Consider the following 25,054-nt stretch of genomic DNA (forward strand, 5'->3'; position numbering starts at 1 on the left):
CGAGCCGCAACGGTGCCGCAGTCCGGAGACCGCGGTGACCCTACGCGAAGGAGTACATGAAGAAGTCCGTCCAAGGGCCGCAACGGTGCCGCAGTCCGGAGACCGCGGTGACATCGGCTACGGCTTCGGACTTGGTCAGCCAGGAATGGCCGCAACGGTGCCGCAGTCCGGAGACCGCGGTGACGCGTGAGCATCCGGGTCCGGGCACGACGGCCACGGGGCCGCAACGGTGCCGCAGTCCGGAGACCGCGGTGACCAGCAGGCCGCCGCCGCAGAGCTCGGCATCGGCAGGCCGCAACGGTGCCGCAGTCCGGAGACCGCGGTGACACGTAGCAGCGGTGCGTGTAGTCGCCCGGCTTCCAGCCGCCGCAACGGTGCCGCAGTCCGGAGACCGCGGTGACCCCACGTTCCAGGGGATGTACGCGGCCTCAGAGGGGATGCCGCAACGGTGCCGCAGTCCGGAGACCGCGGTGACAGCGGAGGAGGGTGTCTCGTTGGTTCGCTGGGACAGGCCGCAACGGTGCCGCAGTCCGGAGACCGCGGTGACAGCTCCGTCATTCTATGGGCTCTGACCTGCTTCGTTGCAGTCGTGTGCGAGTGGTCAGCTACTGACGGGTACAGGAGACAGTCCGCGTCACCCGTGTGCGCCAGGAACATGGCTCCGACCTGCATGCGAGCGCTCCCCGGAGTTTGGGGCAGTGCAGTAGTGCTCGCAGAAGCTCATGTGAGGACACGCCAGGGGCGCGTGCTGCCTCACTGGCGATCACTACTGCTTCCATATGAACAGTTCGGCTCGGCCCGCTGGGCTGCCTCTGTTCCTGACAGTCCAGGCGCCGAATTTGTCCGTCGTTGTCAGACCCCCACCTACCACCACGCACCGTTCAGGGACGCTCATGTCTGAAAACAACGATGTGCCCTTGCTGCTGCCAGCTCGGATGCTCAATGAGGCCGTCTACTGCGAGCGCCTGTTCTACCTGGAGTGGGTGCAGGGTCGGTTTGTGCACAACGCCGATACGGTGAAGGGTCATTCGACCCACACTCGCGTAGATCGTCCTGGCGGTCGGCTCGCGCAGGCGAATGAGGACAAGCCTCAGGTAGCTCGTTCGGTGACACTCTCCTCAGAGGAACTCGGGGTTATTGCCACGATTGACCTGGTCGAAAGTGGCGATGTCGATGTTGTCCGGCCTGTGGACTACAAGAAGGGTGTGGCGCCCGACGTTCCCGAGGGGGCTTACGAGCCGGAGCGGGTGCAGGTGTGCTTGCAGGGTCTGTTGCTTCGAGAGGCCGGATACTCATGCGACAGCGGAGTCTTGTACTTCGCAGGCTCACGGACACGAGTGACCGTACCGTTCGATGACACCCTCATCGCTCGTACGCACGAGGCGATCGACCGAGCTCGGCAAGTGGCAGCGCGGGAACAACCACCCCAGCCTCTGATCGACAGTCCCAAGTGCCCACGCTGTTCACTGGTGGGCTTGTGCCTGCCCGATGAGACAAACACTCTCACCGCACGCCAAGAGCAGCCCGCACGCCGGCTGATCCCCACGGACGAGTCCGCGCAACCGCTGTACGTCACCACACAAGGGGCTTACGTCGGCATCTCGGCCGGGCGGATCGAGGTCCGGAAGAACAAGGAGAAGCTGGCCTCCACCAGACTGATCGATGTCTCGCAGCTGTGCTTGTACGGCAATGTGCAGGTCAGCAGCCAGGTTTTCCGCGCAGCGTTCCGGGAGAGCGTCCCCGTCTGCTTCTTCTCCTACGGCGGCTGGTTCCAAGGGCTGGCCGAAGGACTCCCGAGCAAGCACGTCGATCTACGGCGACGCCAGCTGATGGCTTCCCTGCGGGACGATGTGGCCACCGCAGCTGCCTTCGTGGACGGGAAGATCCGCAACTGCCGTACCTTCCTGCGGCGTAACGCGAGATCGGAGGCGGTCGACAGCGCTCGCACCGTGTCCGTTCTGTATGACCTGGCCCGTCAGACCAGCGAGTGCTCAACTATGCAGCAACTGCTGGGAGTCGAGGGCAGTGCAGCTCGTATGTACTTCACCGACTTCCCATCCATGTTGGCCGACAGCGCGCGCCCGTTGTATGCGCCGGCCGGCCCGCTGTTGCGTTCGCGACGACCGCCCCTCGATCCCCTGAACTGCCTGCTGTCGTATCTCTACGCGCTGTTGACGAAGGATCTAACTGCGACGTGCTACAGCGTCGGTCTCGACCCGTACGTGGGACTGTTCCATCGGCCGCGATTCGGACGGCCCGCTTTGGCGCTGGATCTGATGGAGGAGTTCCGCCCTCTCATCGCCGACTCCGTTGCGGTGAATCTGATCAACAATGGCGAGGTCGGGGAAGGGGACTTCGTCCACCGAGCAGTGGGCGTCGCGCTCACCGACACGGGTCGCCGCTCCGTTCTCCGTGCGTATGAACGGAGACTGTCCAGCGAGGTCCGGCACCCCATGTTCGGGTACACGGTCACCTACCGACGCATCCTCGAAGTTCAAGTACGCCTCTTCGCGGCGTACTTGCTGGGTGAGGTGGACCGCTACACGCCATTCCGGACGCGGTGACATGCGGCGGCGCATGCTGGTGACGTACGACATCCGCGATCAGCGTCGGCTGCGGGCAGTGCATCGGACGATGAAGTCCTACGGAGATCCATTGCAGTACTCCGTCTTCGTCTGTGACCTCAGCGACATCGAACGCATCCGCATGACCGACGCCCTTTCGGCCCGGATGAACCTGGCCGTCGACTCCGTCGCCATCATCAACCTCGGCAACACCGACCTCAGCCGCTTCGAATTCCTCGGCACCCGCCTCCTCGACCCGCCGGAAGGTGGGGCCCTGGTGGTGTGAGGGCGGAACGTCTCATGCTCCAGCCACGAGCCCGGTAAGAGCGCCTTCCAGTCGTCCCGCGGTGGCTTATCGGAGGACCAGCCCTCTTGGTGAGGGCTGGTCGTGCTCCCGTACAGCCTCGAGTAATAGCCGCCCGAGAAAGCACTCGGGTAACGACCATCGAGCTTGAATGGAGCCGCAGGCAGTGCCCGCGGGAGTGGGAAGTGAGCTTCGTGGTTCAGGCAGCTCAGAGACAAGTAGCCGCAATGGTGCCGCAGGATAGGACCGGCGGACTGGTTGCTTCCAGTGTCTCGGCCACGTTGGCCGAGCCTTGATGCCGCACAGCATCGTGAGTCACTCGATGACTCTATCGGGCCTCCACGGCTGCGAACTTCGACGTCCCCAGCTACGTCCCACGGTCAGGTCTGTCGGCATGGTTCGTCCTGACAATGACCGACAAGCCCTGGGTGTCGCGCACGATCTGGAGAGAGCGCAGCCGGACCCAGCGCCGTCTGAGCCATGCAACAAGCCCGAGCGCAAGGCCAGCTCCCCCTAAAAGGAGCTCCGGGAGGGAATCGATCATCGGTTATCTTCTACTTATCTCTAGCATAGTCTTTGGGTCGGTCATGGTAGCGCACCGCGCAGGGTGGGCGCTCAGCGGCGTGGAGAGCGGTGTCCGATCTCGCTTATGACCGGTTGTCAGTGGTGCATGACAGGCTGTTCAACTTGTCGACACGTAAGGGGTGTTCTGGGATGAGTCAGAGCTTGGCGGCGCAGCTCCACGGCGCTGTGGGGGAGGACCGGGTCCACACGGCGGTCGTGGTGCGCGGGGTGTATCAGCCGGTGGGAGGCGCGGGCTCGACCGTGATGCCGCCGACGTACCCCATCGGCGAGAAGGAGTCCGTGGAGAAGAAGTACGCCGTGCATCACCGGTTGGTGGATGGTGGCGAGCCCGTACCGGTGGTGACTGTGGATCAGGAGCCGTCGCAGGCGAACAGGGTGGAAGAGGCCCTGCTTCGGGCACGGGATCGCGAGCGGTTGGCGTATCCGTTGTTCGAGATGCGGTGCAAGTCGGCGCAGGGTGAGGTGCGGCTGACGTCGTTGGACTTTCCGCATCGCTACGCAGATGCCTACCTCAGGGACAGCCTCGTCGAAGGGAAGCGGTTCGATGAGTCGGAGGTGGGACAACTGTTGCGGTCGACGACGTCAACTGATGTGCGTCCGCTGTACGAACGCGATCCCGGGTCCCTCGTGTTCGGGGCATGGGACTCACATCGGAAGGGTCGTTGGCCGAAGTTCGCGCGGTTGTACACAGCGTTCATGTTCGGAGTGGATCCGCACTTCGTGGACCGGCGGGGAGGTCGGCTCGACCCCCGGAACCTGACGGGAGCGGTGGACGACAAGGCCAAGGCCGAGTCGGACTGGAAGTTTGTTCCCGCAGGTGAAAAAACGAAGGGCCAGAGACTGAGCGAGATCGGGCACGGCAACATCGCGCCGAGCCGAGTGCCGGGCGGGGTGACGGTGCGCGAGGTGCACCGTCAGGCGACGGTGTCCTTCGCGGGCTTGGAGCGGCTGCGGTTCGGAGACGCCTCTCCCGAAGGTGAGCAGGCGGCGCGCGCGGCGTTGGCGGCGCTTGCCTTGGCGGGAGATCGGTTGGCCTTCGGGAAGCCGTCGGTGTGGCTCCGCTCTGGCTGCGACCTGGTCAAGGTCTCTGAGCTGGTCGGCCTTGAGAAGGCCGGCGGCGAGGTGGACGCCATGGACGTGTCGGTCGAAGAGGCGCTGGCGGCTTTCCACGAACTGCGCGAGCAGGCTGCGGAGTTCGGGGTGGCTATGTCGTCGGAGACAGTGGCAGTTGAGCCGGTCCCGCAGCTGGCGAAGGCGATCGAGTACGCCGTATCTCAGGCCGTCGACGATGACGGGGAGTGAACCGGAATGTTGAGCATCGTTGTACGGCTGCGTAGCGGCCGTTACGACGCGGATGGTGACCGGCCCGGTGAGGCTGAGTGGCCGCCTGCCCCATCACGGGTGTTCTGTGCGCTGACGGCATCGGCCGTGCAGGCGCCCGACTGGGAGGCGTTGCGATGGCTGGAAGCAGCCGGCGTGCCGGAAGTGTGGGACCCGGGTGAGGCGCTACGGGGGCAGGCGGAGAGCTATGTGGTCACCAACCAGCCATCGCCGAAGGGCGGGAGCCAGACGTGGCCGGGGCGAACGAATGGATTGCGGCGCCGTGGTTTTGCGACCCCGCCGGCGGACCGATTCGCGATCGTCTGGCCTCAGGCGGATGTCGATGACGTGACTTTGAAGGCCCTGCATCGAATGGCGCTGCGAGTTCCGTATGTGGGCCGGTCGACCAGCCTCGCGGAGGTGAGCGTAGGGGTGGAATCGCCGGAGTCACCTCCGTCAGGGTGGAGGGTCTGGCGCCCGGTGGAGCAACGCGAGCGTGGCGAGACGGCGTTGGCAGTGCCGTATGCGGGCTATACGGCTGCGCTGGAGTCGGCATATCAGCGTGGGGACCGGGCGTGGGAAGTGGCGCGCACTCACCACTACACCCTTCGGCCCGTCCAGTCCTCGGAACCGGATGAGCCGATGCTGCGGGGTCCGTACAGCGATCTGCTGGTGTGGGGCCTGGCCAAGCCAACAACGCGGATCGGTTCCGAGCAGACGGTGCAGCTTGCCCAGGCATTGCGGCGGGCGGTGCTGGCCCGCACCGCGGACCCGATCCCGGCTCAGGTCTCCGGACATGGTGCCGACGGGCGCCCGCATGTGTCGTTCGTGGTGCTGCCGCACGTGGGACGGGAGCACGCGGACGGGCGTGTAATGGGGCTTGGGCTGGCAGTTCCGAATGATCTGCCGCCCGCGGAGTGGCAGGCCTTGGCGCGGGGGGTGATGGCGCCCCCACTGACGTCGTTGACAGTCCGGAGGAACTGGCCGGTGCTGCGGTTGACGCAGGAGACCGGACGTGAGTGGTCTTTGCAGGCCGAGCGGTGGACGGCGGGTCCACACGGAGCCCGGCGTTGGGTCACAGCGACACCGCTCATCGCGGACGGCCGGCTGCGTCGGGGGCGTACGAGTGAGGAGTTGGTGCGCCGGTCTCTGGCCAAGGCCGGTTACCCCGAGCCGGACGAGGTGGAGACGTCCACAGGCCCGCTCCTGGAGGGGTCGCCCTGGCGTCCGGCGGCAGGCACTCTGCCCGAAAACGCTCGCGGCTTTCCGATGCTTCATGCGCGGGTGACCTTCCACCGGCCGCTGCTAGGGCCGCTTTTCGCGGGGAAGATGCGGTACCTCGGGCTGGGGCTGTTCGTTCCGCAGCGTAAGGAGAAGCGTTGATGGACGAGTTGGCCGTCGCAGACTTCGACGCTTTCTGCCGGGAAGTACACGGCCACACGCCGTTCCCCTGGCAGCAGCGGCTGCTGGAGCGCGTGGTGGACCGTGGTTGGCCCGAGCTGATCGATGTGCCAACTGGGCTGGGTAAGACCGCAGTCATCGACGTCGCCGTCTTTGCTTCCGCCTTGGGGGCGGAACAGGCCCGCCGGCGCATCTTCTTCGTCGTCGACCGGCGCCTGGTGGTCGACGAGGCATTCGAGCACGCCAATCGCCTGCGCCGTTCCTTCGAAGAGACGCCGGCGCGCGGACCGGTGACGCAACAGGTAGCCGAGCAGCTACGAGCCGATGGCGACGACGACAAGGTCGTGTTGGAGACGACGCGGATGCGCGGCGGCGTGGACTGGTCATGGAACTGGCTGGAGCGTCCCGACCGACACGCCGTCGTAGTAGGGACCGTCGACCAGGTCGGAAGCCGTTTGTTTTTCCGTGGTTACGGCGTCGGTCAGCAAATCCGGCCTATTGATGCTGCGTTGGTCGGTACCGACAGCCTCATCGTGGTCGACGAAGCCCACCTCTCCGGCCCCTTCCTCACCAGCGTCCGCGACGCCCTCGCGCACGATGCCCCCGAGCATGGGCCGACGGGGCAGCCGCTGCTTGTGGCGATGACCGCCAGCCCCCGTGGTGCCGACGCCCGCGTCCACCGCCTCGACGAGGACGATCTGGCACATCCGGAAGCCGCTCGTCGGCTGGGTTCGCACAAGGAACTGCACGCGCTGAGCGTGAAGACGACGAAGAAGAACGTGCACCAGGTCGTTCCCGCTGCCCTGGCCCGCAGCGCTCGCCACCTGGGTGAAGCGGGAAAGGTGGTGCTGGTGGTGTGCAACTCCATCGCCCGCGCCCGCGCCGTGCACGACGACCTGAGCGCTGAGAGAAGCAACCTCGAAAAGGACAGCAGCACCGCGGTGCTGCTGATCGGCCGCAATCGGCCCCTGGCCCGCGACTATCTTCTCCACGACTGGTACGAGCAGATTCGCGCCGGCCGCGAGACCGCCCCCAACGGCGTGCTGTACGTCGTCGCCACCCAGACGGTCGAAGTAGGGGCCAATATCGACGCCGACGCATTGGTCACCGAAGCAGCATCCCTGCCTGCGTTGTTGCAACGCCTCGGCCGCCTGAATCGCCTCGGCCGCCGCAGCCCAGCCCGTGCTCTCGTCGTCGCCGGAACCACCGACACTTCAGGCGTCTATGGAGAGGCCAGGGACGCCACTTGGGAGTGGCTGACCAGGCATACCCCCGCTCGCACGTTGACCGCCCGCTCTTTTCCCGACCTCGACGGCGCCGGTCTGGATGTTTCGCCCCAAGCGCTGCGGGACCTCACCAATAGCGTCCCTGAACAGGAACGCTCTCAGCTGACCGGAGATGAGCCGTACGTCCCCACGCTCAACTATGAAGTGCTGGAAGCGTGGACTGCCACCGATCCCGCGCCCTCTTCCGACCCGGCGCTGGCGCCTTTCCTGCACGGTATCGACCATGGTGAGCCACAGGTGACCCTTGTTTGGCGTTCAGACGTGGATGTGCAACACGTCGAGGCGTCAGCTGCCGTGCTCGCCGCCATTCCCCCTGCGGCAGAGGAAGGCATTGAACTTCCTCTCCCGACCGTACGACAGTGGCTACGTACAGGTCCCGCCCCTGACATCGTGGCCAGCGACATTGAAGGCGCGCCACACGAGGCCCTCCCCACGGCCGCTGGCAATGGCGAGTCCCGGCGGGCACTGCGGTACGCACCCGACGGCACCATCGAGCCCGTAGCGGCGGGCGAACTCGTGCCCGGAGACCTGCTCGTCGTCCCTACCGATTACGGCGGCTGCGACATCTACGGCTGGGCACCGAACTCTCGCACACCAGTGCTCGACTTGGGCGACCTCGTCGGCGGTCACCGGCACCGCCGGGCTGCCTGCCGGCTCATCCCCACGCTCGACCGAGTGCTGGACCAGTGGGACCCCGAACTTGCCCCCGCATGGACTGACGCTCGTACTGAGCTTGCGAAGCAACTTGCCGAAGAGGACGGGCCGTGCGACCCGAGTCGTCTGGCCGAACTCCTCAAACGGCTGCGTGAGGACTTCGAACGCATCGAGAAGGACCGCGGTCGGTGGTCGGGCGCCCTACCGCATATGCACATTCTGCGGACTCTCGTTGACCGTCCGGCTGCGATGAGCTACACGACTACCACTGATCAAGGAACTGAACGGGTCCACCATTTGATCGTCTCGGCCAGAAAGGGCATTAGCGTCAGCGGAGACGCCACAACAGCCGGCTCGGCCGCCACCGGAAGGCCGATGGGCCTACGCTCCCACCAGCTCGCGGTGCGCAAACGGGCGGAGGAGTTCGGCCGCAACCTTGCCCTCCCCGCAGAAGTCGTCAACAGCGTGGCCTTGGCTGCCGAATGGCACGACGAAGGCAAACGCGACGACCGCTGCCAATGCATGCTTCACGGCGGTAACGCATGGCTCGCGGCCGCAGCCCCTGAGCCACTTGCGAAGTCCGGCCTCGATCCCACCGATCGCCAGGCCTTCGTGCGTGCCTGGCGACGCTCGAACTATCCGGCCGGGATGCGCCACGAAGCCCTTTCCGCCCGCATCGCCTCCGGCCGGCTCGATTCCCGTACGGCAAACGGCGATTCAGCGATCGATACCGATCTCGTTCTGCACTTGATCGCCGCCCATCACGGGCACAACCGCCCGCTTCTGCCACCTGTCAACGACGCCCAACCGATCACTGTCACCGACGACAACGGCCGCGCATACTCCAGCGATCACACTGTCGACCACGACGCTCCAGAACGCTTCACCCGCCTTAACCAGCGCTATGGCCGATGGAATCTCGCACGCCTGGAAGCGGTCGTCCGGCTCGCCGACATCTGGTGTTCCGCTCGGCAGGAGGAGAAGAAGTGAGCCACCGCCTCGAACTCCCTGCCCTGGCTGGCCGTGACCAACTGGGATTCCTCGCCGCTGTAGGCCTCACCCGCCTGCTCCATCTCCAGCAGCCCGACGTCTACCTGTCCTTCTCCCCCGAGACCGCCGCCGCCGTCCTCACCAGCCGGTACAAGACGGTCGATGACATCGTCGCCGACCTACACGGACTCATCCAGGCCGCCGACGATGAAGCCGCCATCATCGACGTCCACCCTGATCTCCCCTTCAGAGCCGGCACGGGACGCGACCCCATGCGCCCCCAACGAGCGGAGTATCGGCAACTCGCTTCCAGAGCTCGAGAAATCGACCCTCACTTCACCGACCACTGGCTCCCCTCCATCGCCACCGACATGGCCACCGACCGCACCGGCCGCGCCGCCCTGACCCCCTTCATGGCCCCCCGTGGCAAGCAGAACGTCCGCTCCTACTTCGAGAAACCCCTGACCGCCGTCCGCTCCGACCCCGGGTACTTGCGCGAAGCCCTTGTCCAATGGCGCCGCGTCCCGGGTTTCACCGGCGAGTACCTGGACCACCGCGTCGAACACAGCGCAGCCGATCATCCTCGGGGAGAAACCGGTCAGGAACGCGGTGTCCCGGGGGCCACCTGGCTCGCCACCATGGCGCTGCCGCTCTTCCGCCTCACTGGGGACGGCTCACGCAGGAAAGCGACCTGCTGGCATACCGTCGACCGCTCCACTTACATGATCTGGCCGCTTTGGACACGCCCTCTTGCTCCTGCAGCAATCCGCGCTCTACTCGACCATCCCATCTTCCGCCCCCTCGATGACCAGCCCACCCTCACCGCACGCGCCTGGGAGCCTCTTGCGGTCTTCAGTGCTTCAGCAGCCCGCCGCATTCCGCACCCCAAATTCGAAGGACTCCTGGCTCCCGCCGGGCTTCGCCTCGTCAACTGATGGTCCGCGGTGCCCCACGCGGCGTGTACGGCCACTCGGTAGAGGGTCCATTGGGCGCGGCGCTGCGCATGAACGCTGGAGGCCCACGACTACCGCGCCCAAGTCCACCCGGCGACGCTCTGCGTCTTCCGTGATCTGCTCGCGTTCTGCGGCTGGATGGCCTTGCTGGTGTCCGAGGATGCAGGGTTGTTGCTCGCCCTGAATGCGTAGAGAAGCGTACTGACCCGTGGGGTCGGCTGAAGTACCGCAAGTTGCCTGGTCAGACGACAAACGGAGCCGCGGTTCGAAGACCGCGGTGATAGGCCTGATCTTCATCACCCCCTTCTTGGCTGGGAGGGCCGCAACGGTGCCGCGGCTGGAAGACCGCGGTGACCACGGGCTGGGACACCTACCTCCCCGCCTCGTACTGGCCGCAACGGTGCCGCGGTCCGGGGACTGCGGTGACCCGTCGACAACCCCAGCTACTGGGGTCCGTGGGACGAGCCGCAACGGTGCCGCAGTCCGGAGACCGCGGTGACATCGCGTACTGCTTGACGAATCCGCTGGCGGTCACGTCGCCGCAACGGTGCCGCAGTTCGGAGACCGCGGTGACCGACGATCCGGCCCTGCCGGGCGACGATCGTTGCTTCGCCGCAACGGAGCCGCAGCTCGGAGACCGCGGTGACAACCCGGACGAGAAGGACAGCTACACCGCGATCAACGGGCCGTAACGGTGCCGCAGCCCGGAGACCGCGGTGACGGCGCTGCCTGGACTCCCGATGGGTGACGGGATGCGCTAGCCGCAACGGAGCCGCAGCCCGGAGACCGCGGTGACACGTCTGGCACACCCCAACGCCAGCCCGTCATTCTGTTGCCGCAACGGAGCCGCAGTCTGGAGACCGCGGTGACTCTCCTGCGCGGCCTCGGCCGCCATCATCGAAGCCATGCCGCAACGGAGCCGCAGTCCGGAGACCGCGGTGACAGCTCTGCCATTCTATGGGCTCTGACCTGCTCCGTTGCAGTCGTGTGCGAGAGGTCCCCTACCGTCGGGTACGAGAGTCAGTCTGCGTCATCCTTGTGCGGCAGAAACACAGGTCCGACCTGCATGCGAGCGCTCCCCGGAAATCAGAGTGCCACTACACCGCTCGTGAAGAAGGCCAAGAGACACCAGGTCCGCGCATGGTGGTCCTGTGATCAGTGGCGCTCCATATGAACAGTTCACGGAGCGCAGTTTCTCCGACCGCGTCACGGGCGGCGGTTCCGGGGAATGTAACGGTGCCGGGTGAGTTCCAGTTGTGGTCTGTTACTTAGTCCGTCTGTGCGATGGGCACTTCGTAGACGATCTCGCACAGCGACGTCGGTACGACGATGTCCGCTGTCTCGACCGGGCGGCCCTCGTCGCTGTAGTAGGTCCGCTGAATCTGAGTCACCAGCGCGCTGCGTGTGAGTCCCAGTAGAGCGATCTCCTCGGCCGTCGCATGCCTTGGCTCGGGTTGTTCCACAGCGTGGCTGACCGTGACACCAATCTCCGCCATGCGCTGTACTACGCCGCGACCAGCGTGAGGTCCGCCTTCGGGGAGTACCACGAGAGTTCCGCCCGTGAGGTCGTACGGCTCCCAACTCGTCGACAGCTGTACGGGTTTGCCGTTGCCCATGAACTCGTACCGCGTACGGACGCCGAGGTCGCCCTCGGCGATGCCGAGGCGTACCGCGATGTCCGCTGGCACCGGGACCTTCGCCTCGGTGTGGCTCTCCCATGTGCCTTGCTGTCCGAGATCCGCCATGTCCGCCCGGAACGGTGATCCGCCGCGGCGCTCGCGACTCAGTGAGCGGACCATTCGAAGTCGTGAGCGGGGCTCCGCGACGTACGTACCTGATCCAGTGCGACCTTCGAGGATGCCTTGACTGATCAGCAGGTCGTTCGCGCGCCGGACGACGTTGTGTCCCACGCCGTACTCCTCGCCGAGGCGGGCGCGTGAAGGCAGCTTCTCGCCAACCGCCCACTCTCCGTTGGCGATGCGCTCCCGGAGCAGGTCGGCGATGCGGATGTACGGCGGCTGCTCAGGCATATGGAAAATCTAGCCCATTCTCGCTAAGCTGATTAAGCACCTTCACTGTATGTGACCTAGCCGCGATGGAGGGCTTACGCATGCCCACACCTGCGTCCCGCGCCAACGAGGCCGCGGAACGCCTGACCGCTGCGGGGTTGGAACCGGAGGTGAAGGACCACAAGAACCACATTCTTGTGGAAGCCAAGGTGCCTGACCAGGTCTCTTCGGAGTCCTGGAAAGGCCTGTTACGTGCGCTGGAAACGGCCGATCACTTCGGCCAGGAGGTCAGCGTGGGCGGCATGACCGTATGGGCCGCCATCCGAAAAGGGGACCCCCGCGACAGCGTCGGCTGTCCGGGGGCGTGGCCATCAGCTTTAGGGAGCTGATCGACGTGAACAACCGTAGCCAGAGCGACGGCGGGCAGCCACAGGGCGTGTCACGCGATCGTCATCGGGCGCTGACAAGCGAAGCGCCGGCGTATAGAGGCGGCGCTGAGCCGCGCATTGGCGAGGTTCGCTGATGAGACCTGCGCGCCAGCACACTCGGGACTGGCCCGCACCGTACGTCTCCGTCGCTTGCCGTATGGGGACGCACACGGAATGCACCGAGGGCAACCCCAGACCCGTACCGCGTTCGTCAGCCGTGATCTATGAGATCTGCACCTGCACGTGGTGCCACCCCCGGTACGAAGGAGCAACGCCGAACACAACCGGGCCAGTTGTCTCTATCTCGTCGGAAACCGTACGTCCGGGGGACGTGATCCAGATCGGGGGTCAGCCCTTCGAGGTGGCAGACATGGTCGCGCTACCGCACCAGGCGAAGCAGCTGCGCTTCGAAACGGGAGAGACCTTGACGATGCATATCCGCACTCGGCTTGCGGCTGTCCGTATGCGGGGGAGGGGGTGGTGACCATGGCCCGATACCAACGCGTGGCCGACTCGATCCGCGAGCGGATCGCCCAAGGTCTCCTGAGCGTCGGCGACCAACTGCCCACAGAGCCAGAACTTGCCAACGAGTACGCACTGAGCAGGCTGACCGTCCGGCGAGCGCTCGACGTCCTACAGGCCGAGGGGCTCATCGAGAAGTTCCACGGCAGGGGCTCGTTCGTACGGCGCCCCCCTCGCCGGGTCACGTATGTCAGCCGGTGCGGTGTGCAGCTGGACCAGCCGACGGACGGCGTCGAGATCGAGAACTACGTGAAGCCCAGCTCAGTTCTCGCCGAAGCCCCAGTCGCGTCCCTGATGCAGGTCGAGCCGGGCACCGAGCTGGCTGAGTACCTCTACATCGCCATGCGGGACAGGGAACCGTACGGCCTGGCCCGCATCTACGTACCGCTCGAACTGTCGAACCTCCTGACTGCTTCTACAGGACATGTGCCTTGGGGCGCCGAGATCTGTCAGGGGTTGAAGGCTGCCGGCGTACGACTCGCGCGAATCAGTGAGCGGGTGGTCAGTCGGCTTCCTAGTCAGGACGAAGCCGAAAGCCTCAACTTGGCAGCCGGCGCAACCGTGTTGGTGATCGAACGGACGGCGGTGGACGACCAGGGAAGAGTCGCCGAGGGTGCGCATCTGGTGATGCCGGGCGACCGTGTCGAAGTCGTCTTCTCCACAGCGCTTGCAGAGCCGGCGGGGAGGTGATCGGTTATGCGCGGGAGTAGTCAGTGCGTCCTGTGCAAGGAGCCGTCAGGGAACCTGATCCTGGTTGACATCATCGAAAGCGGTTCCGGTCCCGGTTGGGGGTTGTATGCCTGCCCCACGCCCTGCGCGCAGGAGTACGCCGGCCGTTCCTATGCTCCTACCTGGCTGGCGAAGGAGTTGGAGAAGCTTGAGCTGTGGCCTCCGGAGAGCTGACGAATGACGAAGAGCTGAGCCCTCACGTGAATGCGCGTGAGGGCTCAGCCGGGTCAGGGGAGGGCCCGGGCGTCGACGCGGGAGAAGACCAGGTCCATTTCCTCCGTGACTGGTCCGTCCCAGCGCACAGGAGTACGAGGGTGACGGATGGCCGCCGGGTAGCTCCTGGGGTCGTAGTCGTTGATCAAGCGGTACGTACGGAAGCCGCGGTCTGTGAAGGTCTTCACCAATTCATCGGCCGAATCACCGAGTGAACTCATCCGCTTCGGGGTCACCTCGACAACCACTTCCACATCGGAACGGAGCCGCCCGAGTACCGGCTTCAAGCTCCGGACGACGGTCCCTTCCGCACCTTCAACATCGATCTTGATCACCCGTGCTCGTTCTAACTCCTTGTCGCTGAGCAGCTGCGGCAACGGGTGTCCTTCGACGTCGACCTCGGACTCCGTTGGACCAACGTACGGAACGACGGAGCTCGCTCCCATGTTGCGGGAGCTCACCAGAATCAATCTCAGCGTCTCTTCCTTGTCCGACACGGCCGCGTTGATCGGCCGAAGGTTCCCGCAGTCGTTCAAGTGCGCGTGAGCCGAGAGCTTGCGATGGAACGTCGGCGACGCTTCCACAGCCACAACTAGGCCGTCAGGACCGACGAGGGAAGAGCCGAGCACGCTGAAGTACCCGATGTTGGCGCCGACATCGATGAACACGTCTCCGGGCTTCAACCTCTGCTGGAGCCAGTGCGTCAGGTGCGGCTCCCAGACGCCGAACATGTACAGGAAGCGCTGAATCAGGTCCACAGTGTCGACCTCAAGGTGCGCAGAAAAATGTGCAGGAACGACGGCGCTCCGAGGATGGTCCATCAGGTAGGAGTTCAAACGCGTTGCGATTGCCCCCGTCCCCAGCGATCCCGGCGCGTTCCGTAGGTACCAGCGCCACAGGTTGAAGGGGGCTCCCGAACCTCGCATGCCCATCAGCCTCTCCACGAGTTCTAGGGGCACGGTAGTTCCAGGAACTGTCCTGTCGATTGCCCTCGCATCGGGCTGACCAGACGTACTTCGCGATGGGGGTGGAAGAACAGCCCTACGAGGACAGCGCTCTCGCCCCTCTCGTAAGGTCCTCTGGACATCTGGATGACAACTTCCGTTCCGGGGAGACGACTTGGATACCGGCGAGCAGTTTGTGACGATCAGTGCCGTCTTACTCGGGGCGCTCATGACGCACTTGACGAACTACATGCTGGAGAGAAGCCGCAACCGACACGCGCTGCTGACAAGGTGGGACGACAAGAAGCTCGACGCGTACGAGGGGTACGTCGACCGTGTCCGTGCCTGCATCTTCCTCGCCGTCCAGCTGTACGAGCACAAGGAAGACATACGCGAGAGCCACAAGCCAGAGCACGAGATCCTCACGGAGATGGACGCCGCCAGCAGACTCAGGGGCCGCGCGTTCGAGCGGGTCATGCTGCTTGGCGATGACGAAGTGGTGGAAGCTGGCCACCGTCTCAACGCCGCGGCGATCGAGGTCGATTGGCAGGCCAACGGCAGGCGGTCAGGAACCCTGTCTGAGTGGCGCGCGAAGAACAGAGCCGCCTTTCAAGCGATCAACAACTTTCACGACGCCGCCCGTGAGGATCTAGGCGTCAAGGGCAACGTGACGGGCGAGAGCCACCCGGAACGAGACCTACTGCTGCCGCCCGCTCAGCGCAGGGATGAAGAGTCGACACCGGAAGCCTGAGTTGCAGTTCCCGTCAGTGGGCGAGCAGTCGAGCAACACTGATCGGAGCTCGTGCGAGCCACAGAGGATGTGGGCGTCAGCGACGCCATTCGTCACGAAAGTCGTCGTGGTCAGACCACAGCTCAGCGAGATAGGTGACGGCGATCCGCAGTCCCCACACATCGGTGCCGGAAAGCACCTCGTGCCCGTGCTGTCCGTCACGGCCCGCAGCTCGACGACGGTCCACGAACTCTTCCACTATCCGCTGGCTCGCCCGTACGAGTCGATGCGCCTCACCTTGAAGGCGTTCGAGCTCCGACTCTCGGAGGCGCGCCCTGACGAACGTGATGAGCCTCTGATCGCTCTCCCACGAGCCGGCAAGAGCTCCTGTCTCTGCGTCGTCGGTCATGGCGAAAGGCTATCTACAAGATCAGGGGCACATCGGGCGTATCTCGAAGCCGAAGGCCGCGCATGCCTTCTATCCGACGTGGCCCCGTGGGCAGGCATGTCGACGACTCGGCGCTCGCGCATGGGTTCCAGGACTGCCAGGGCCCCTTGAATGCACCCACCCGTCCGGGGCCCTGGCGAACGCCCGACTTCCTACCTGTGTAAGTCCACGGTCTGGCTGGCAGGTGTCGTCGGGTTCTTCTCCGGCGTGCCCGTCGAGGCCGATCCGCCACCGCTCAGGACGGCCAGGAGAAGCAGCACGAACAGGAGAAGACCACCTCCACCTACCGCTGCAACAGCAGTGTCACTGACCCGGCGGTGGTGCGGACGGACGTAGGTGCCGTTGCGATAGTGACCCCGAACCTGGGTCGTGCGACCTATCGGAGACTGGGCTTGGACACGAGACTGGGGAGCTGTGCGAGCACCCACACCCGTGGTGCGGCGGTAGTGCGGACGGACGTAGCGGCCATTCCGGTAATGACCACGAACCTGTGCCATTAGCGATCTCCCTTGGGTTATCAGGACGGGAGAGTCCAAACCGGGCCCTTGTGATGACGGTAGTCCCCGGCACTGACAGCCACAGCGGGCGCAGATCTGGCGGTATCCGGTAACCGTCAGCCTCGAACGCCGAGTTGGTCGAGAGTAGAGTCAGAGTCCCGGCCGGAGCCGTAGCTGGCGGCCGTCGATGAGCTGCGCCCCTCGACCTGCCGTCCCCATTGGCGCGAGGCTCTCCGCGTTACCGGAAGGCATCTGCGGCCAACCTCCGGCCAAGAAGGCACACGGAGCGGCAGTTTGACGTCATCGATGCAGGTCAGCGTGCACCTGGATCGGGAAGTCGCACGGTCTTGAAAACCGTCGTGAGGTAACCCCTCACCGTGGGTTCAAATCCCACCGCCTCCGCAGAGGTCAGAGAAGTAGCAGGTCAGAAGGGGTGCCCGTCGAGGATGGGCACCCCTTCGGCGTTGAGCCCGTCTCACGCTGATTCGCCTGAATCTCACTTTGGATCACGCGGTGTGGACCAGGCGTGGACCAGATTCGAGACACCTTCGTTCATGACGCGCAACGAGGCCCCGGCTCTACCGGGGCCTCGTGAACATCGTTGCGACAGTTGTGGGCCAGCAGCGGGTGCGCGGCCCTCGGCCGGGTGAGGACCATTGCATTCGCTGATCGGCGAGCGGTTGGGCGACGGGGATCAATCCAGTGTGGCGAGGTGGTCGGCGGCGCCGCCGCGCCATTCCATCAGCAACAGGGTCGCGTCGTCGCTGGTCCTCCAGCCCCGGTTCTCCCTCAGTGCGTGAGAGAGCGCGCGCACGGCTTCTCGCACGCTTTCCTCCTCCTGCCCGATTCGGTTGACCGCGCGGATGAGTGCCTCCTCACCGAAAGGCTCTTCGCCGGCTTCGTGCTCCTCGATCAGGCCGTCGGTGAAGCACAGCACCTTGTCGCCTTGCTGGAGCGACTGCTCACTGATATGGGGATCTTCACCCCCGAATCCGACCGGCAGCGTAGTGGGGGACTCCAGCCGCCCCGCGACCTCATGATTGCGGATCAACAGCGGCGCGGGATGGCCGGCGTTGACCCACGTCAGTTGTCCGGTTGAGATGTTCAGACGCATCATCTGCGCCGTGGCGAAGCCCTCGGGGCCGAACTGGTCGGCAATGGCCTCGTCCATGAAGGAGTAGACGGCGGACAGGCCGACGTCGGCACGTCTGGCGTGCCGGTACGCGCCGACGGCGATGGACGCCATGTTGGCGGCGTCCAATCCGTGGCCCATCGCATCGATGAGGCCCACGTGCAGGATGTCGTCGTTGAGGGCGAAGTCGAAGCTGTCGCCGGCGACGTCGTAGGTGGGCTCTAGGATTCCCGCCAGCTCGACCTGCGGGACGGACATCGCCAGAGGCGGCAGCAGCGACCATTGAATCTCCGCCGCCAAGGCCATCGGCTGACGGCGCCGGGTCTGAAATAACTGGTCGGTGTAGTCGCTCTTGATGACCAGCAGGTGGGCCACCAGGCCGGCGAGCCTGTGCAGCAGACGCCGGTCGTCGTCATCGACGCTGTCCAAGGTCACGATCATGACCCCGATCTGCCCGCCGCCGTCCAGCAGCGGCAGGTAGACCCGTACGCCGTCCGTCTGCGGTACCTCCACAGCGGTCGCGCGCATGAAGGCGGCCCCGGCAGGCGACTGCGCGATCGGCTCGGGCTCGCTGGCGGCCAGCCCTCGGCCAGACAGCGGCACGAGCATGAACTGCCCATAGTCCTGGAGTAGGACCGAGACATTCCGGCCGCCGACCCTGCCCACCTCCTCAGCGATCAATGGAGCGATCAACTGCGGCGGCATCTCATGCGCCCGATCCAGCAGCACACCCAGCAGCCGCTCACCGAACCCTTCGGCCCGATCCAGCCGACGCCCCTCGGAACGCCGGTCCTCTGGTGTCATAACCGCGCCCTTTCACTCCACCTCCACTCTGCACCGGATATGGATCGGTTGCCCGGGCGGGCGACCGGCTCGACTCCTATGCCGCGAACCTCGGTCCCGGGGCGGGCGGCCCCGTCCACGAAGCAGGTGAAGAAGATCTTCGACTCGGATAGGGCAAGCAGTCCGCGCCGAGTCAACGCGCATCGACTGCCGGCCGCCCGAGTCCACCGTGTGAGGGGCGCAGGGCGGGGGACTACGGCTGCCCCACTTCGGGCATGCGTAGCCGGTGGCGCACTGCCTCGTTAAGCCCCTACCGCCTCGTTGCGCCATTGAGGCTGATAGGTGATCGCCGAGGAGTGCTGCTCCGTGTATCCCGGTCATGCTCCCCTTCGCTGTGCGTCTTGCTGCGCTACCGGTGACGGCCAGACCGTGATGACCGGTAAGGGCTCCTACGTCGAAGCCTGCCGAGTGTGCAAGGGCGCAGGCCAGCTCAATGCCCTCCGGATCATGAGACTCGCGTGCTCTGCATCAGCACTGGAGCCCGGGTGACGGACCCGGGGCCTCCGTGAAAACGATTCATCCGATTGCGTGACGATGAGTCGGACCGACCTTCATCTCAGTGTCCAGCAGGGAGAAATCCTTCCGGAAGACGCTCCTTGTCCCAAGCAGAGCCCGGAGGGCGAGCCCGCCGACCGCGAGGACCACGCGGCCCGGTCCCCGTAGGTGTGGCTGACGCTGTTCCTGCGCGTCACAGCTACGGCCTGGTGCTGTGACAACTTTCCCTACTGGATCAGGTGATCAGGCGGCCCGCCGAAGGCAGGTCGCGCGGCACGGCGGCAAGGGCCGCCGCTGCTCCTGTCTACCGCCCCGCTTCGCGACGGCCCCCGCTTCTCGCGCCGCGAAGCCCATCACCGGCGAACCAACCAGTCCGCAATGAAGTCGGCACGCATCGAGGCCGGGCTCCTGAGGCTGAAACAGCGCCAGACCACAGACAGGACAGGGCTCGTCAGGCCGTCGTCACCGGGGCCGGCCTACGAGGGCTTGAGCCACCTCCGCGGACCGCCCTGTCACCGGCCGTTGCGGGCGGCTTCGCGGATGGGCGCGCCCGCATCGTGCAGGCTGCGGAGGGTCTGCCGGTAGGAGGCGACGAGGCTGGTCTTCACGTAGTCGATCCCCAGTTCCCGGCAGTAGCGCTCGACGATCGGCTGCGCCTTGCGCAGGTTCGGGCTCGGCATACTCGGGAAGAGGTGGTGCTCGATCTGATAGTTCAACCCGCCTAGTGCGAGGTTGGTGAACCAGCCGCCGCGCACGTTGCGCGAGGTGAGCACCTGACGGCGCAGGAAGTCGGGGCGGTCATCGCCGCGCAGCATGGGCATGCCCTTGTGGTTGGGTGCGAAGACCGATCCCAGGTACAGGCCGAACAGGCACTGGTGGACGGCGATGAACGCCACGGCCGGGCCGACGGGCAGGACGAGGAAGACCGCGGTGAGGTAGACGGCGACATGGCCGAGCAGCGTGACGCTCTCCAGCGCCCGGTGCTTCAGCGAGCGGTCGGTCAGTGAGCGCACGCCCGCCACATGCAGGTTGAAGCCCTCCAGCAGCAGCATGGGGAAGAACAGGAACGCCTGCGAGCGGCCGATGAGGCGCGGCAAGCCCTTCGCCACCCGGGCCTGCTCCCGGGACCAGACGAACAGGTCGGGGTCGACGTCGGGGTCGAGGTCCTCATGATTGGGGTTGGCGTGGTGCTTGGTGTGCTTGTCCTGCCACCACTCGTATCCCATGCCGATGCCGAGGTTCCCGGCGAGGCGGCCGAACGTGGCGCTGGGTCTGCGCAGCCTGAAGACCTGACGGTGCGCCACGTCGTGCGAGACGAGCGCCACCTGGCCGAAGACCACGGCCAGTAGGAAGGCCACAGCGAGCGTCCACCAGCTGTCGCCGACGAGGACGAAAAGGGTCCAGCCCGTGACGTAGAGCGCGGCCACGCACGCGACGCGCAGCACGTAGTAGCCGGGGCGCCGCCGCATCAGGCCGGCTTCGGTGATGCGCTTGGACAACCGCGAGAAATCGCTCCCGGTCGGGCGCTTGGCCGCTGGGGGGCGTACGGAACGTACGGGATTGTCGAGAGTCATGCCTGTACGGGTGACCCTCCGGCGGCATTCCGAAAACAGGGAGAGCGGCCGTCGTACGTGTCGAGGAGCGGAGAGCAAGGCGGGCGAGTGCCGGAAGTACAGCGGCAAGTAGAGCGATCCCAGCAACCGTCACGGCGTACACGTGGAAGCCGGACGCCTCCGCTCTGCCCCGCACCGCAGCGGTCGAATCGGGACCAGCAGCGGAACTCCTCGTGGAGCACCGCCTTACCTAAGCCCGCCGGGGGCGGGAGGCCGGGGGCGCGGTCCGGCGGCAAGCCGGGCCGCGCGCCAAACGGGCCCAGGCCCCCATCAGTTCCAGCGGCTGCGTCTCACCCTCGGTCGTTCAGCCTTGCGAGTCGCCACACGGATCACCAGGATCGACGAGGCAAGCACAACGAACACGACGCCTTGAGTGACGAGACCGTCCATCCTTCACACCCCCCGGGAGCGGGTCAGAGCGGGAAGGCCCCGTGAGGTGGCCATGGCTGCCGCTGTTTCGCTGCCTTCGGACTGCCGTTCCTCTTCCCGGAGGGGCTGACTGCGCTCCATCGCCTCCAGGGCGTCGTCTGCGGCAGTCAACGGGCGCGCTGTGTGCACCGGCGTGCCGCTCGCGGCGGCCATGAGGCGGGCGGCCGCGTTCGCGGTCGCCCGGGGCGGTATCACCAGCAAGGTCCAGTTCCCGCCATGGTGGGAGTGGAGCAGAAGAAGATGCCGGTCCTGCTCGGGCTCGAAGCGCCCCGCTTTGACCACATGGCCGCTGACAGGCACCTTCCGAGGAATGACCGGCCAATGCGCGGGATTCACGGTGATGTGTGTGATGGATCCCCACAAGAGGTCCAGCACATCTGTGAGGGCGGGGAGTTCACGTAGCAGATTGCGGGAGTGGGGCCACCATGCCCCGTCAAGGAGACCCACGGGGACGCCTTCGGGCTTCAGCGCGAGGCGCACCGACGGTACGGAGAAGGGTTCGTGGATCATCAGTGTGCGGTCTGCGATCACGTTCAAGACGTGCGCCTGCCTCCGGGCGATGACACTGCCCAGCGTCTTTGATCGCCAAGAACGGAGCCAGCGTGGCGGCCGACACTCGAAGAACTCTCGGTGTCTCCAGTGTACTCCGCGATCACTCGTGTCGCAGATCGCCGACCATGGCCCGTCCGCGCAGATATGGAGGGGCCCCGCAGCCGGTTCCGCCGCGGGGCCCCTCCAGGCACACGGCAAGTTCGACCTGCTCTTCGCCAGGGCAGAATCGGCCGGGGATGCCGGGGTCAGTCCACAGTTCCGCTCCGAGATCGAGCTGGTCAGGGCTGCAGACGGGGCGCCCGGACTGTAGTTGCCCATCTCTCGTTCTCAAAGGCCCAACGCGCGCGAGCGAGATCTACGGTGCGGACCTCTTTGGCGGTTCCGGGCCATGGGTCGGGGCCACGACCACGGGCTGCACCACCTCGCACGGCAGCACGGGTGGGCTTGATCCGGTTCGACGGACATCTGAGATCAGGGGTTCGCCGAACCGGAAGCCCAGGTGTCGCGATGGGAGTCGGGCTTCTCTCTCGCGCGGGACGGCGCGCCGGGGCGCTGGTTCAGGAGAGAGCTGTGGCTCAGAGGCTAGGTTGCTTCAACGCGGAGCTGTTGCGTGTAGGCCGGGCCTCTCGTCCTTTCTCGACCCCCTGGGTGAGGGGCCCGTTATAACGCCCCGGGGTGGGATGTCGCAGCAGGTGGCGTGCGCTTCGGGTTCGAGACGGCATGCTTCAGGGGCCGAGCTTGGGGGCTCGGCCCCTGAGCTGTCTCAGTAGCTCCTCGCGTTGGCGATCAGATCTCGGGGACTGCCACGAGAGCGCCGGTGGTGTCGCCTCCGGCCGCGTCGCCGCTGGTGTTGGTGTTGCCCTCGACGTCGATGCCGCAGTTGTTCTGCTGGGCGCGGGAGTCGGCGTCGCCGCCACCCGGGGTCAGCGCGGTGAGGAGGGGAGCGTCCACGTCGCCCTGCGTGATGTCGTCGCCGTTCGACTGGGTGCAGGCGACGACGACCGGGGTCTCCTCCTGGGCGGTCGCGACGCCGGCACCGACCATGCTGACGCTACCGAGCACGGCGGCTACCAGGGCAGCTTCGCGAAGCTTGCGCATGACTTCTCCGATTCCTAGGACTGAACACGATCCGTACGACCGCAAGACATTGGAGTAGCTATGCACGGAGGCGCTGCCCTCCAGCGCCACAACACGGCGTCAGCCGCTGGCTTCACACCAGGTAGTGAAACAGCGTGCACCCCATCGGGTGCACGGGACTGCGCCGAACGGGCGAGCAGCCCCGCTGGGGCCTGGGCAGGAGCCTCGCCAACGTGCCGGGAGGCAAGGGGACCGGTGCGTGACTCCCCAGCCAACGCTCCCCGACCGTAGCCCCTGGGCTGTGAAAAGCTCGCGAGGTAGTGATCACGGCATGCATGCCGCTGGGCTCGCCGGGTTCACAGGAAAGCGGCGGCTGCCAGACCTGTCGCTGCGCGCATGGATGATCCTGAGCTGCCGTCCGGGTTGCCTTGACGGGCGAATCCGTTCGTCACCTTGTGAACCCAGCGTGGACCGTTGGCCGCTCCGCTTTGATCGCAAGCGCACGCCTTGCAGGCCGACTCGGCGAAGCCGCCGCGGCCGACCACCCTCATGGAAGACGCCTGTTCCGTTACCTCACGCCCCTTGGCTTGACCTGCACGGACGCGCGTCTCGTCCTCGTGGCTTTGGGAGATGTGGAACGTATATGGGATCTGCAGCGAGTTGCTCTTGTCGGCTGGGAGAGGTGCGCTGACGGACATACGGGTGTGGGAGGGCGTACGGATCTCAGCGGTTCACGCAGTTCAGAGACTTCCCCGGGCGGCACGTCGGGCAGGCCGCGTCAGGGGCGCGTCACTCGCTCGGGAGCGGCAGATGACGCTCCAGCGCTGGGGCGTCAGCTCTGGGGGCCCGCCCGGAGAGGTGCCCCGGCGTTGTGCAGACTCGTGAGCGCCTGCCGGTAGGACGTGATGAGCCCCGTCTCCAGATACTGCACGCCTACCTGTGCGCAGTATTGCCTGACGTGGGTTGCGCCTTCGTGGATGTGGGCTCGGCATGCTCGGGAAGAGGTGGTGCTCGATCTGGTGGTTGAGCCCGCCCAGTGCGATGTCTGTGAACCACCCGCCGCGCACATTGCGTGAGGTGAGCACCTGACGGCGCAGGAAGTCCGGGCGGCTCTTGCCCGTGAGCGTCGGCATGCCTTTGTGGTTGGGGGCGAAGATGGAGCCCGGATAGAGGCCGAAAAGGCATTGGTGTACTGCCAGGAAGAGCAGGGCCATGCTCGGTGGAAGCACCAGGAACAGCGCTGTCAGGTAGAGGCCGAAGTGCGTGAACAGCATGGTCCCCTCGACTCCCCGTCGTTTCACCGACCGGTTTCGAAGGGCTTTGACTCCGGAGACGTGCAGGTTGAAGCCCTCCAGGGTGAGCAGGGGGAGAACAGGAAGGCCTGTGAGCGCCCGATGAGTCGTGGCAGGCCCGCGGGCGGACCGAGCCTGGTCCTGGGTCCACACCAGCAGGTCGGGGGTGACGTCAGGGTCCAGCTCCTCGTGGTTGGGGTTGGCGTGGTGACGTGTGTGCTTGTCCTGCCACCAGCCGTAGCTCATGCCGATGCCGAGGTTCCCGGCGATCCGTCCCATGCGTTCGCTGGCCCGGCGCCGGCGGAAGACCTGGCGGTGTGCCACGTCGTGTGCCACGAGGGCGGTTTGGCCGAAGACGAGCGCCAGGTACCCGCCCACGACCAGGCTCCACCAGCTCTCACCGAGAAGCAGGAAGGCGGCCCAGCCCAAGGTGTAGAGCGCTGCCACGAGCGTGATCCGCAGTGTGTAATAGCCGGTTCGCCGGCGCATGAGCCCCGCCGCCACGATCTGTTTCGACAACCGGGCGAAGTCACTGCCGCCGGTGCGCGAGACAGTGGCCGTCGCGGCTGGTGCCGCGAGGGTGTGCGAACTACGGGCTGATGGGTGCTCGGCATCCAAGAGCGGGGAATCCTCAGGGGGGGATGGACGGGAGCCGGTGAGTGCTCATCAGATGCCTCGTCGGAGGGGAAGGGAGCCAGGGTCCGGGACGCCTCCTGCGCGGTGTTCAACGGCGCGGGCAAATGTGCTGTCACTCGGGGCGGCTGCGGCGCCGCCGAGCCGGATGGCGGCCGCGGCCGCCGTCACAGTTGTCGCGGCGAACCGGTCCGCGCAGGGGCGGAACGCGTGCGGGAGGGATGCCACGACCTTCCGTCCTCCGGCGCTCCTCGCTCGGCTGGAGATGTCCGTAGCGCATGGTCGCGAGCCGGCCCCTGTCTGTGTTGGAGGCGGCGGCGGATGATGATCGAGGCTAAGAGCTCGTCTCATTTGGCGAGTCTGCGGTAGCAGATGAGGGTGCAGGCGATGCTGGTGAAGGCGAGGAAGTGC

At 65.9% G+C, this 25,054-nt stretch carries 18 protein-coding genes and 1 CRISPR repeat array (1 of these 19 running past the window's edge); of the genes, 10 read left to right on the top strand and 8 right to left on the bottom strand.

Features of this window, described 5'->3' with window-relative positions:
* Positions 1-547: a CRISPR direct-repeat array (repeat unit 36 nt; unit sequence GCCGCAACGGTGCCGCAGTCCGGAGACCGCGGTGAC); it begins 1,246 nt to the left of the window's first position.
* 346 nt (positions 548-893) lie between these two features.
* From cas4g/cas1g to IEY56_RS28915, 7 genes are all read left to right on the top strand, one after another.
* Positions 894-2,564, top strand: coding sequence for a CRISPR-associated endonuclease Cas4g/Cas1g (cas4g/cas1g, locus tag IEY56_RS27715; protein WP_229712253.1), 1,671 nt, complete (start codon positions 894-896; stop codon positions 2,562-2,564).
* 13 nt (positions 2,565-2,577) lie between these two features.
* Positions 2,578-2,850 (top strand): CRISPR-associated endonuclease Cas2, encoded by a 273-nt coding sequence (gene cas2, locus IEY56_RS27720; protein WP_229712256.1) that lies wholly within the window; start codon positions 2,578-2,580, stop codon positions 2,848-2,850.
* A gap of 732 nt (positions 2,851-3,582) precedes the next feature.
* Positions 3,583-4,755, top strand: a complete 1,173-nt coding sequence (cas7g, locus tag IEY56_RS27725) for a type I-G CRISPR-associated RAMP protein Csb1/Cas7g (protein WP_189040041.1) — start codon at positions 3,583-3,585, stop codon at positions 4,753-4,755.
* 6 nt (positions 4,756-4,761) lie between these two features.
* On the top strand, positions 4,762-6,156 hold the full coding sequence (gene csb2, locus IEY56_RS27730) for a type I-G CRISPR-associated protein Csb2 (protein WP_189040042.1): 1,395 nt from the start codon (positions 4,762-4,764) through the stop codon (positions 6,154-6,156).
* Complete coding sequence (cas3g, locus tag IEY56_RS27735) at positions 6,156-9,104, top strand: type I-G CRISPR-associated helicase/endonuclease Cas3g (protein ID WP_189040043.1); 2,949 nt, start codon at positions 6,156-6,158, stop codon at positions 9,102-9,104. Before csb2 ends, cas3g begins: the two co-directional genes overlap by 1 nt.
* Positions 9,101-10,039 carry a type I-G CRISPR-associated protein, Cas3-extension family gene (locus IEY56_RS27740; protein WP_189040044.1) on the top strand — a complete coding sequence of 313 codons (939 nt, stop codon included), beginning with the start codon at positions 9,101-9,103 and terminating at the stop codon, positions 10,037-10,039. The genes cas3g and IEY56_RS27740 overlap by 4 nt, the downstream gene beginning before the upstream one ends.
* Before the next feature lie 587 nt (positions 10,040-10,626).
* Positions 10,627-10,749, top strand: a complete 123-nt coding sequence (locus tag IEY56_RS28915) for a hypothetical protein (protein ID WP_268241349.1) — start codon at positions 10,627-10,629, stop codon at positions 10,747-10,749.
* 576 nt (positions 10,750-11,325) lie between these two features.
* Here the strand turns inward: IEY56_RS28915 and IEY56_RS27745 are convergent.
* The gene (locus IEY56_RS27745) at positions 11,326-12,087 is read right to left on the bottom strand and encodes a GntR family transcriptional regulator (RefSeq protein ID WP_189040045.1); all 762 of its coding nucleotides are present in this window, start codon (positions 12,085-12,087) and stop codon (positions 11,326-11,328) included.
* 80 nt (positions 12,088-12,167) lie between these two features.
* On the opposite strand from IEY56_RS27745, the gene IEY56_RS27750 reads away from it, so the two are divergent.
* Together IEY56_RS27750 and IEY56_RS27755 are read left to right on the top strand one after the other, a co-directional pair.
* The gene (locus IEY56_RS27750; protein ID WP_189040046.1) at positions 12,168-12,455 is read left to right on the top strand and encodes a hypothetical protein; all 288 of its coding nucleotides are present in this window, start codon (positions 12,168-12,170) and stop codon (positions 12,453-12,455) included.
* 543 nt (positions 12,456-12,998) lie between these two features.
* Positions 12,999-13,706, top strand: a complete 708-nt coding sequence (locus IEY56_RS27755; RefSeq protein ID WP_189040047.1) for a GntR family transcriptional regulator — start codon at positions 12,999-13,001, stop codon at positions 13,704-13,706.
* A gap of 266 nt (positions 13,707-13,972) precedes the next feature.
* On the opposite strand, the gene IEY56_RS27760 is transcribed toward IEY56_RS27755, so the two are convergent.
* Positions 13,973-14,884 (bottom strand): FkbM family methyltransferase, encoded by a 912-nt coding sequence (locus tag IEY56_RS27760; RefSeq protein WP_189040055.1) that lies wholly within the window; start codon positions 14,882-14,884, stop codon positions 13,973-13,975.
* A 193-nt stretch (positions 14,885-15,077) separates the two neighbouring features.
* Here IEY56_RS27760 and IEY56_RS27765 point away from each other — a divergent pair, with 193 nt between their 5' ends.
* Positions 15,078-15,653 (top strand): hypothetical protein, encoded by a 576-nt coding sequence (locus tag IEY56_RS27765; RefSeq protein WP_189040048.1) that lies wholly within the window; start codon positions 15,078-15,080, stop codon positions 15,651-15,653.
* Positions 15,654-15,729: 76 nt separating this feature from the next.
* Here IEY56_RS27765 and IEY56_RS27770 read toward each other — a convergent pair whose 3' ends face one another.
* The 6 genes from IEY56_RS27770 to IEY56_RS27795 form a co-directional block, all read right to left on the bottom strand.
* Entirely contained in the window at positions 15,730-16,041 is a 312-nt protein-coding gene (locus IEY56_RS27770) for a hypothetical protein (RefSeq protein WP_189040049.1), read from the bottom strand.
* Positions 16,042-17,271: 1,230 nt separating this feature from the next.
* Positions 17,272-18,513 (bottom strand): PP2C family protein-serine/threonine phosphatase, encoded by a 1,242-nt coding sequence (locus IEY56_RS27775; protein WP_189040050.1) that lies wholly within the window; start codon positions 18,511-18,513, stop codon positions 17,272-17,274.
* A 1,046-nt stretch (positions 18,514-19,559) separates the two neighbouring features.
* Positions 19,560-20,621 (bottom strand): fatty acid desaturase family protein, encoded by a 1,062-nt coding sequence (locus IEY56_RS27780; RefSeq protein ID WP_189040051.1) that lies wholly within the window; start codon positions 20,619-20,621, stop codon positions 19,560-19,562.
* 432 nt (positions 20,622-21,053) lie between these two features.
* Complete coding sequence (locus IEY56_RS27785; RefSeq protein WP_373292207.1) at positions 21,054-21,620, bottom strand: DUF5994 family protein; 567 nt, start codon at positions 21,618-21,620, stop codon at positions 21,054-21,056.
* 807 nt (positions 21,621-22,427) lie between these two features.
* Positions 22,428-22,739 carry a hypothetical protein gene (locus IEY56_RS27790; protein ID WP_189040052.1) on the bottom strand — a complete coding sequence of 104 codons (312 nt, stop codon included), beginning with the start codon at positions 22,737-22,739 and terminating at the stop codon, positions 22,428-22,430.
* Positions 22,740-23,458: 719 nt separating this feature from the next.
* Positions 23,459-24,529 carry a fatty acid desaturase family protein gene (locus IEY56_RS27795; RefSeq protein WP_229712254.1) on the bottom strand — a complete coding sequence of 357 codons (1,071 nt, stop codon included), beginning with the start codon at positions 24,527-24,529 and terminating at the stop codon, positions 23,459-23,461.
* Positions 24,530-25,054: the final 525 nt, after the last annotated feature.

Source organism: Streptomyces daqingensis (genome assembly GCF_014645895.1).
Classification (GTDB): domain Bacteria; phylum Actinomycetota; class Actinomycetes; order Streptomycetales; family Streptomycetaceae; genus Streptomyces; species Streptomyces daqingensis.

What these genes read in the sequence shown, in the direction of transcription:
- IEY56_RS27770 (WP_189040049.1), bottom strand. Translation starts at nt 16,041, where the DNA reads ATGACCGACGACGCAGAGACAGGAGCTCTTGCCGGCTCGTGGGAGAGC.
- IEY56_RS27760 (WP_189040055.1), bottom strand. Translation starts at nt 14,884, where the DNA reads ATGCGAGGTTCGGGAGCCCCCTTCAACCTGTGGCGCTGGTACCTACGG.
- csb2 (WP_189040042.1), top strand. Translation starts at nt 4,762, where the DNA reads ATGTTGAGCATCGTTGTACGGCTGCGTAGCGGCCGTTACGACGCGGAT.
- IEY56_RS27790 (WP_189040052.1), bottom strand. Translation starts at nt 22,739, where the DNA reads ATGCGCAAGCTTCGCGAAGCTGCCCTGGTAGCCGCCGTGCTCGGTAGC.
- IEY56_RS27745 (WP_189040045.1), bottom strand. Translation starts at nt 12,087, where the DNA reads ATGCCTGAGCAGCCGCCGTACATCCGCATCGCCGACCTGCTCCGGGAG.
- cas4g/cas1g (WP_229712253.1), top strand. Translation starts at nt 894, where the DNA reads ATGTCTGAAAACAACGATGTGCCCTTGCTGCTGCCAGCTCGGATGCTC.
- cas7g (WP_189040041.1), top strand. Translation starts at nt 3,583, where the DNA reads ATGAGTCAGAGCTTGGCGGCGCAGCTCCACGGCGCTGTGGGGGAGGAC.
- cas2 (WP_229712256.1), top strand. Translation starts at nt 2,578, where the DNA reads ATGCTGGTGACGTACGACATCCGCGATCAGCGTCGGCTGCGGGCAGTG.
- cas3g (WP_189040043.1), top strand. Translation starts at nt 6,156, where the DNA reads ATGGACGAGTTGGCCGTCGCAGACTTCGACGCTTTCTGCCGGGAAGTA.
- IEY56_RS27780 (WP_189040051.1), bottom strand. Translation starts at nt 20,621, where the DNA reads ATGACTCTCGACAATCCCGTACGTTCCGTACGCCCCCCAGCGGCCAAG.
- IEY56_RS27750 (WP_189040046.1), top strand. Translation starts at nt 12,168, where the DNA reads ATGCCCACACCTGCGTCCCGCGCCAACGAGGCCGCGGAACGCCTGACC.
- IEY56_RS27775 (WP_189040050.1), bottom strand. Translation starts at nt 18,513, where the DNA reads ATGACACCAGAGGACCGGCGTTCCGAGGGGCGTCGGCTGGATCGGGCC.